Source organism: Ureibacillus endophyticus, assembly GCF_003628435.1.
Lineage (GTDB): Bacteria > Bacillota > Bacilli > Bacillales_A > Planococcaceae > Ureibacillus > Ureibacillus endophyticus.
Genome location: NZ_RBZN01000083.1, coordinates 1 through 5871 on the forward strand (window position 1 = coordinate 1; position 5871 = coordinate 5871).

Here is a 5871-nt window from a genome sequence, read left to right on the forward strand (position 1 = left end):
AAAATATGGGCGCAACCTTTTCGGAATGTTTGTCAAGAGCGATTGTCCCCTCGTTCGGAGAGTACTTATCGCCCAATACCTTGTGTTTTTCAATTTTTCATAGAAGTTTTGACACTACCTAAATGTTTTTGCATTTGTTCTTTTATTTCATCTGGTATTGGCTGTGACTTTGGTAGCCCTCCTTCAAGTGAAACCCAAGCGCGAACCTCATAACCTTCTGCTAAAACTGTCTCCCCATCTTTAAAACAATGAACAAGCTTAAATACTTTTTCGCGAATATATTCAACCTTTGTCGTTAACACAATTTCATGGTTAAAGAAACCTGGTGATTTAAACACACAATGTGCTTCTAATAATGGAGTGGCCAATTTTTCTTTCATTAGTTGATCAGTTGGGCACCCTAAGTTATTAAAAAACTCATGGGTCGCCTCATCCATCCAACGATAATAGTTCGGATAAAACACAATACCAGCTGCATCTGTATCTCCAAATCTAATTTTAAAACGATAATCCATTTATTCAGCTCCTCTTCTAGATGCTTTACTACCGTTGATCAACAACACGTTTTGCCTTCATTTCAAAGCGAGGTAACGAATTATCCTCTACACGCTCTACATCGATTCGTAAACCAATTCGTTCACGTAACAATGCTGAAAGAGTTGTAACCGCTTTCTCAGGACCTTCAATTTGTAATTTAATTTGGTGCATTTCATGTTCAATATAGTAAATGATACGGAATTCTTTAATTTCATTTACTTCACGAACAACCGCCTCTATTGATGAAGGGTAAATGTTGACTCCACGAATTACAACCATGTCATCTGTACGGCCAACGATTCCTCCAGGAAGGAACTGATAATGATTACCACATGAGCATGTTTCCTTTTGATAAATAACTGCATCACCCGTACGATAACGAATCATCGGATAACCAAAGCGCCCTAAGTTTGTAAGTACTAATTCCCCTTGTTCACCTGGTTGAACATGTTCCAATGTTTCTGGGTTAATAACCTCCATAATGAATTCACTTTCGTTTACATGAATCCCCTTTTGTTCCTTACAAGAGAAACCATAAGCGCCCATCTCAGTCATTCCGATATGATCGTAAAGTTTTGCACCCCATAAATTTTCGATTTGCGCACGAGTCGATGGAACTGATCCACCTGGTTCGCCTGCCGTAATAATCGTACGAATGCTTGAGTTTTTAATATCTAAACCTAACTTTTCTGCAACTTCCGCCAAATGCAATGCATAGCTTGGTGTACATAAAAGTACGGTCGCATTATTGCCTAACATACTTTTCAGACGCTCTTCAGAAGACATTGACCCACCTGGAATAGCCAAAGCTCCTAATTTACGAATTCCTTCATGTGCTGCCCAAAAACCAATAAATGGTCCAAATGAAAAGGCTAAGTAACAACTATCCGATTTGGTAACGCCTGAACTTTTTAATACCTCAGTCCAGCAACTTGCCCACCAATCCCAGCTTTGTTGAGTATCTAAAACTTTCAATGGTCTTCCAGTTGTTCCTGAAGTTTGATGGTAACGAATATAGCTTTCATTCGGATAAGAGTGATTACGTCCTAATGGCGCATAATCAATTTGATCTTGAGCTAGCTCTTTCTTTGTTGTAAAAGGAAGACGTTTTAAATCTTCAAAATCTTTAATCGGTAAATGAACACCTTGTAATTTTTCTTTATAAAATTCATTAAAATTTGATATAAAAACTAGTAGTTGATTTAATCGTTGGAATTGATATTGTCGCAATCCAACTTCTGTTTCATAAACATGATGAACTGTCATAGTATACCTCCCAAATAAATAATTTTCTTTTTTTAGAAAATTTCTAATTATTAATCTTAAAACTATGGTAATGTTATTAATAGATTTTGAAAAGGCTTTTATTCTGCTATATGGAACGAATTACTTAATTTTGGATTTATCAATTTTTATTATTTATGTATCTAATTCTACGATTGTTATTTCAGAATATTTTTAAATAGGAGAGAACTGTTATATGACACGTACAAAAAATAGTTCATTAACAAACGCACTACGCATTTTAAAAAGCTTTTCAGTAGATGATATTGAATTAACCCTAGATGACATTGCAGAACAAATTGCTATTTCAAAAAGCACAGCATGTCGATTAGTTCAAACCTTAGAAAGCGAAGGATTTATTACTCAAAATACTCGATATAATACATACGCCCTTGGATCATCAATCCTTTCGCTTTCTAACACTTTGCTAGAACAATTTTATTCATTAAAAGACATGACTAGTTTTTTAAAAAATTTAACGAAAGTCACTGGTGAATCATCACATATTGCAGTTTTACAAGGAAACGAAGTCATCTATTTGAAAAAAGAGGATAATGAACACCGCGTTCAATTACGTTCACATATCGGTCGACGTAACCCAGCACATTGCACCGCTTCTGGTCTTGCGCTTTTGGGCTATTTAAGTGATGAAGAGATTGAAATGCTCTATAAAGATGGATTTCATCAAGAAACTGCATATTCAATTTCATCGATTACTCAATTAAACAAGCGTTTAGAAGAAGGACGAAAACAGGGGTATTTTATCAGTGATAAAGAAATGGTTGAGAATGTCCTTTCTATTGGAGCACCACTTTTTAATAAGGATGGTGAAGTTTTTGCTTCCATTAGTGTTGCAGGACTACGCCAACGAATGCGCCCTCAAATGAAGAAAATAATCGACCAGGTTATTAAAACAAGCATCGAAATTTCAGATTTCATCAAACAATCATAAGGAGTCATCGATTATGAAACATGCACTAGATGAAAAATATTTTGTTCAATCTGTTAAAAATGCTTTAAGAATTTTAAAATTGTTTACACCAAAAACACCACTGCTTTCTGTTACAGAAATCGCCACAATAATAAATCTTCCAAAATCAACGGTTCACCGAATATTGAAAGAACTGGTTGCAGAAGGATTTTTAATACAAGATGAACAAAAATCAAAATACAAACTAGGTTTTTCTGTACTTGCGTTAGGTGGTGTTGTACAAAGTCATAAAGAATTATATTTAGATGCGGAACCGCTCTTAAAAGAATTTGCAAATCATTTTAATTTACCTGTACACATTTGTGTGATGGAACAATTGCATGTTGTCTATTTAATGAGGGAATTAGGAGAAATACCAAGAAAGCTCGTTACAAAAATCGGACGCCGAAATGATTTACACTGTACGGCAGAGGGGCTAGCAATACTTGCATTTAAAAGTAAAAAGATGATTGATCACGTATTGAGTCAACCATTAACAAAATATACGCCACACACATTAACGGATGTGGAGGCATTAAACGAAGAGATGGTAAAGATACGAAGAAAGAAAATAGCCATTGCAAAGGATACGTTTTTTGTTGGCTATACCAGCTATGCCGCGCCCATTCAAGATTATTCAGGAGAAGTCGTTTCATCTATTGCAGTTATCGCGGAAAATAAAACGATTAACGATTCTCCTATACAGAAAGAGATGATTGCGGAAATTCAGAGGTTGGCAAAAGAGATATCAGAAATGTTGGGGTATTATGAGTGACAGACAAATCTCTTAAAAAGCAAAGTAGATTCTAATTTATGTTTTACACTTTGGAGTACAAAAAATTACCCATCTAAGTTCGATGGGTAATTTTGAAAAGACACGACTAATATTTTAGTTGAATTACTTTTTTTCTATTTTATAACCTAGTGCCAAAATTGCTTTTAACGATTGTAGTGCAGTCTCACGGTCATAGTCTTTTTCCCTATCTGATAGTTCATGGTACGGAACTAGACCTGGATGAAGCTTTTTATCATCATCTCGTTTTTCCCCAACTTGCCACCCATCTTTCATTCGTTCTTGTGCCCATACATCATGTATATGCTCCGCTAGTAACTCAGTTAATTCTAATATTTCAGGTGATAATTCAACCTGTGAAGTATCAATTGGTTTCGGTGAATAGGCCATCAAATCGCTCCTTTGTCTAAAAACATAAAATTAGTTCATTTATCAATAATGGTGTAATTGTTAGAAATAGTAGATTTATTTCTTTACTCTATCATAAAATGGTGAAAATTACCTTAGTTACTCTATGGAGAATTGTGTATTCGCCTCACTTTAGATTTCCCCACTAGCTGGAGATAGTTGAAGCTGATACGCTAAGAGTATTTTCTTTAATATAATTAATAATATTTTTAAATCATCTAATGTTAAAGTATCTGATCCATATATTGGGTTCGAGCGATGAATGGATGTGTTGCCATATGCTTTAATTTGATAGAGACATTGTAAAAAAAACGGATCCAGATTGCCTTCTTTTTTTAGTGTAGACAAATTCACATTGAAGGATACATTTGTATTTCCAGTCATTTTTTCACATAGAGATTCTGCTAATTTTCGACCAAATGCTGCGACAACTTCAGGACTGATTAACTCTCGATTTAACGCATTTTGCAATGGTACTAAGGTATCTTGATAAACAGCCTCATCCTTTGGGAAACTGTAGATTAAGGCAAGAAGATAAATTCTTAGCTTACTTACCTGTTCATCAATTGTAGCATTAACGACACTCCGCCCTAATGTCTGCTCAATCGCATCGTTCCATTTATTTTGATCTCCTTTTTCATAAACATAGTAACGAATGGTATTTGTATATTTAGAAGTCTTTAACCATTTCACTGCATGTTGAATTAAGATAGCAGCTGCTTCATTGTGGATATGACTAATGCCCTTTCTTAATAACACTGGTAATGAAATCGTTGAAAAGCGGTAACCAGAAACTTCCAAAGAAACAAGTGCAGAGAATAGACCTTTAATTAACTTCTCATATAATTCTTTAGAAATTGGTTCTCCTTCTCTTAATCTAGAATGGAGAATTAATATTCTGATAGAAGTATCAGAGGATGATTCAATTAAATTTACGGAACCACCATTTTCAAGAAAAAAAATGGTGCGCTCTTTGGCATTAGCTAAATGGAATTGCTCTTTTACTATTTGAGAAAAATCTCCAATAATGTTCCCATTCATATCTTCATATGTATTTACAACAATTAAATCTCCATCATCCCGTAACAGATTTCCTTTAATTAGAATAAAGGACTTATCACCACGATTTGATTCAATGATTACTCTATTAATCATTTCATTCATCCAAAACACTCCCTTCTAATAAAATTTCCTATAAAACTCCTGATAAAATGAAATAATTCTTTGTAGTAAGAGTAAAAAAAGTACAGTTTCATCTGAATGGCGTTCAATGTCGATGTCTGTTTGGAAGTAACGTATATTTTTTAAATTTCTTATGGTTATGAAGTAATTAAAAAACCCATCCGGAATAAGCTCCGCCTCTTGCAATTCCATTAAATGTTCTCGTGATAATCGATATATCGGCATTGGCATCGAACATACGATTCCATCGAGTTTATATAAATCCTTTAGTATACAATCGACCAATTCATCTGCCTTATTTAGAAGCAGTGTATAATTAAGGGAATCACGCTTACTTAATTCCTGTCTCAAAACATCAAGAATTTCTTTAACAAACAAACGGCTAATTTTAGGAAATGTATCAATTAACGTGACAATTTCGTCTTTGATTGATGCTGAAAACTGTTTACTATTAGGTGGATCCATTACGTTTTTTGTAAATAATTGAGTAATCGCTTCATTCCATGAACTGAACCCTGAATAGTGGACACTTTAAAAAAAGTGGACCTATTCGGGGTTTTACTATTTTCAGAGTGAAGAAACCCCGTTATACTAACTTTACGAATTATGAACGGGAGAACATCATGAGTAACATTATTTTTAACGAACATCAACGCAGCCTAATTGAAATGAATCCAAATGTCACATCAGTATCTGA

The 5871-nt window shown here is 34.4% G+C and carries 7 protein-coding genes; 2 read left to right on the forward strand and 5 right to left on the reverse strand.

Annotated features, from left to right (window positions below; all coding sequences use genetic code 11):
• Nucleotides 1–89 precede the first annotated feature (89 nt).
• Both D8M03_RS16925 and D8M03_RS16930 read right to left on the reverse strand, forming a co-directional pair.
• Nucleotides 90–515 carry an acyl-CoA thioesterase gene (locus D8M03_RS16925; RefSeq protein WP_121215974.1) on the reverse strand — a complete coding sequence of 142 codons (426 nt, stop codon included), beginning with the start codon at nucleotides 513–515 and terminating at the stop codon, nucleotides 90–92.
• Nucleotides 516–543: 28 nt separating this feature from the next.
• The gene (locus D8M03_RS16930) at nucleotides 544–1803 is read right to left on the reverse strand and encodes a phenylacetate--CoA ligase family protein (RefSeq protein WP_121215975.1); all 1260 of its coding nucleotides are present in this window, start codon (nucleotides 1801–1803) and stop codon (nucleotides 544–546) included.
• A gap of 214 nt (nucleotides 1804–2017) precedes the next feature.
• On the opposite strand from D8M03_RS16930, the gene D8M03_RS16935 reads away from it, so the two are divergent.
• Together D8M03_RS16935 and D8M03_RS16940 are read left to right on the forward strand one after the other, a co-directional pair.
• A complete protein-coding gene (locus D8M03_RS16935; RefSeq protein ID WP_121215976.1) occupies nucleotides 2018–2773 on the forward strand; it encodes an IclR family transcriptional regulator in 756 nt (251 codons plus the stop codon).
• Nucleotides 2774–2786: 13 nt separating this feature from the next.
• Entirely contained in the window at nucleotides 2787–3566 is a 780-nt protein-coding gene (locus D8M03_RS16940) for an IclR family transcriptional regulator (RefSeq protein WP_121215977.1), read from the forward strand.
• Nucleotides 3567–3689: 123 nt separating this feature from the next.
• On the opposite strand, the gene D8M03_RS16945 is transcribed toward D8M03_RS16940, so the two are convergent.
• The 3 genes from D8M03_RS16945 to D8M03_RS16955 all read right to left on the reverse strand — a co-directional run bounded on the left by D8M03_RS16945 (nucleotide 3690) and on the right by D8M03_RS16955 (nucleotide 5639).
• On the reverse strand, nucleotides 3690–3974 hold the full coding sequence (locus tag D8M03_RS16945) for a RyR domain-containing protein (protein ID WP_121215978.1): 285 nt from the start codon (nucleotides 3972–3974) through the stop codon (nucleotides 3690–3692).
• A gap of 150 nt (nucleotides 3975–4124) precedes the next feature.
• Nucleotides 4125–5156, reverse strand: a complete 1032-nt coding sequence (locus tag D8M03_RS16950) for a DUF4145 domain-containing protein (protein WP_121215979.1) — start codon at nucleotides 5154–5156, stop codon at nucleotides 4125–4127.
• A gap of 15 nt (nucleotides 5157–5171) precedes the next feature.
• Nucleotides 5172–5639: a hypothetical protein gene (locus D8M03_RS16955; RefSeq protein WP_121215980.1), complete on the reverse strand. Its 468-nt coding sequence runs from the start codon at nucleotides 5637–5639 to the stop codon at nucleotides 5172–5174.
• Between the last annotated feature and the right edge of the window lie 232 nt (nucleotides 5640–5871).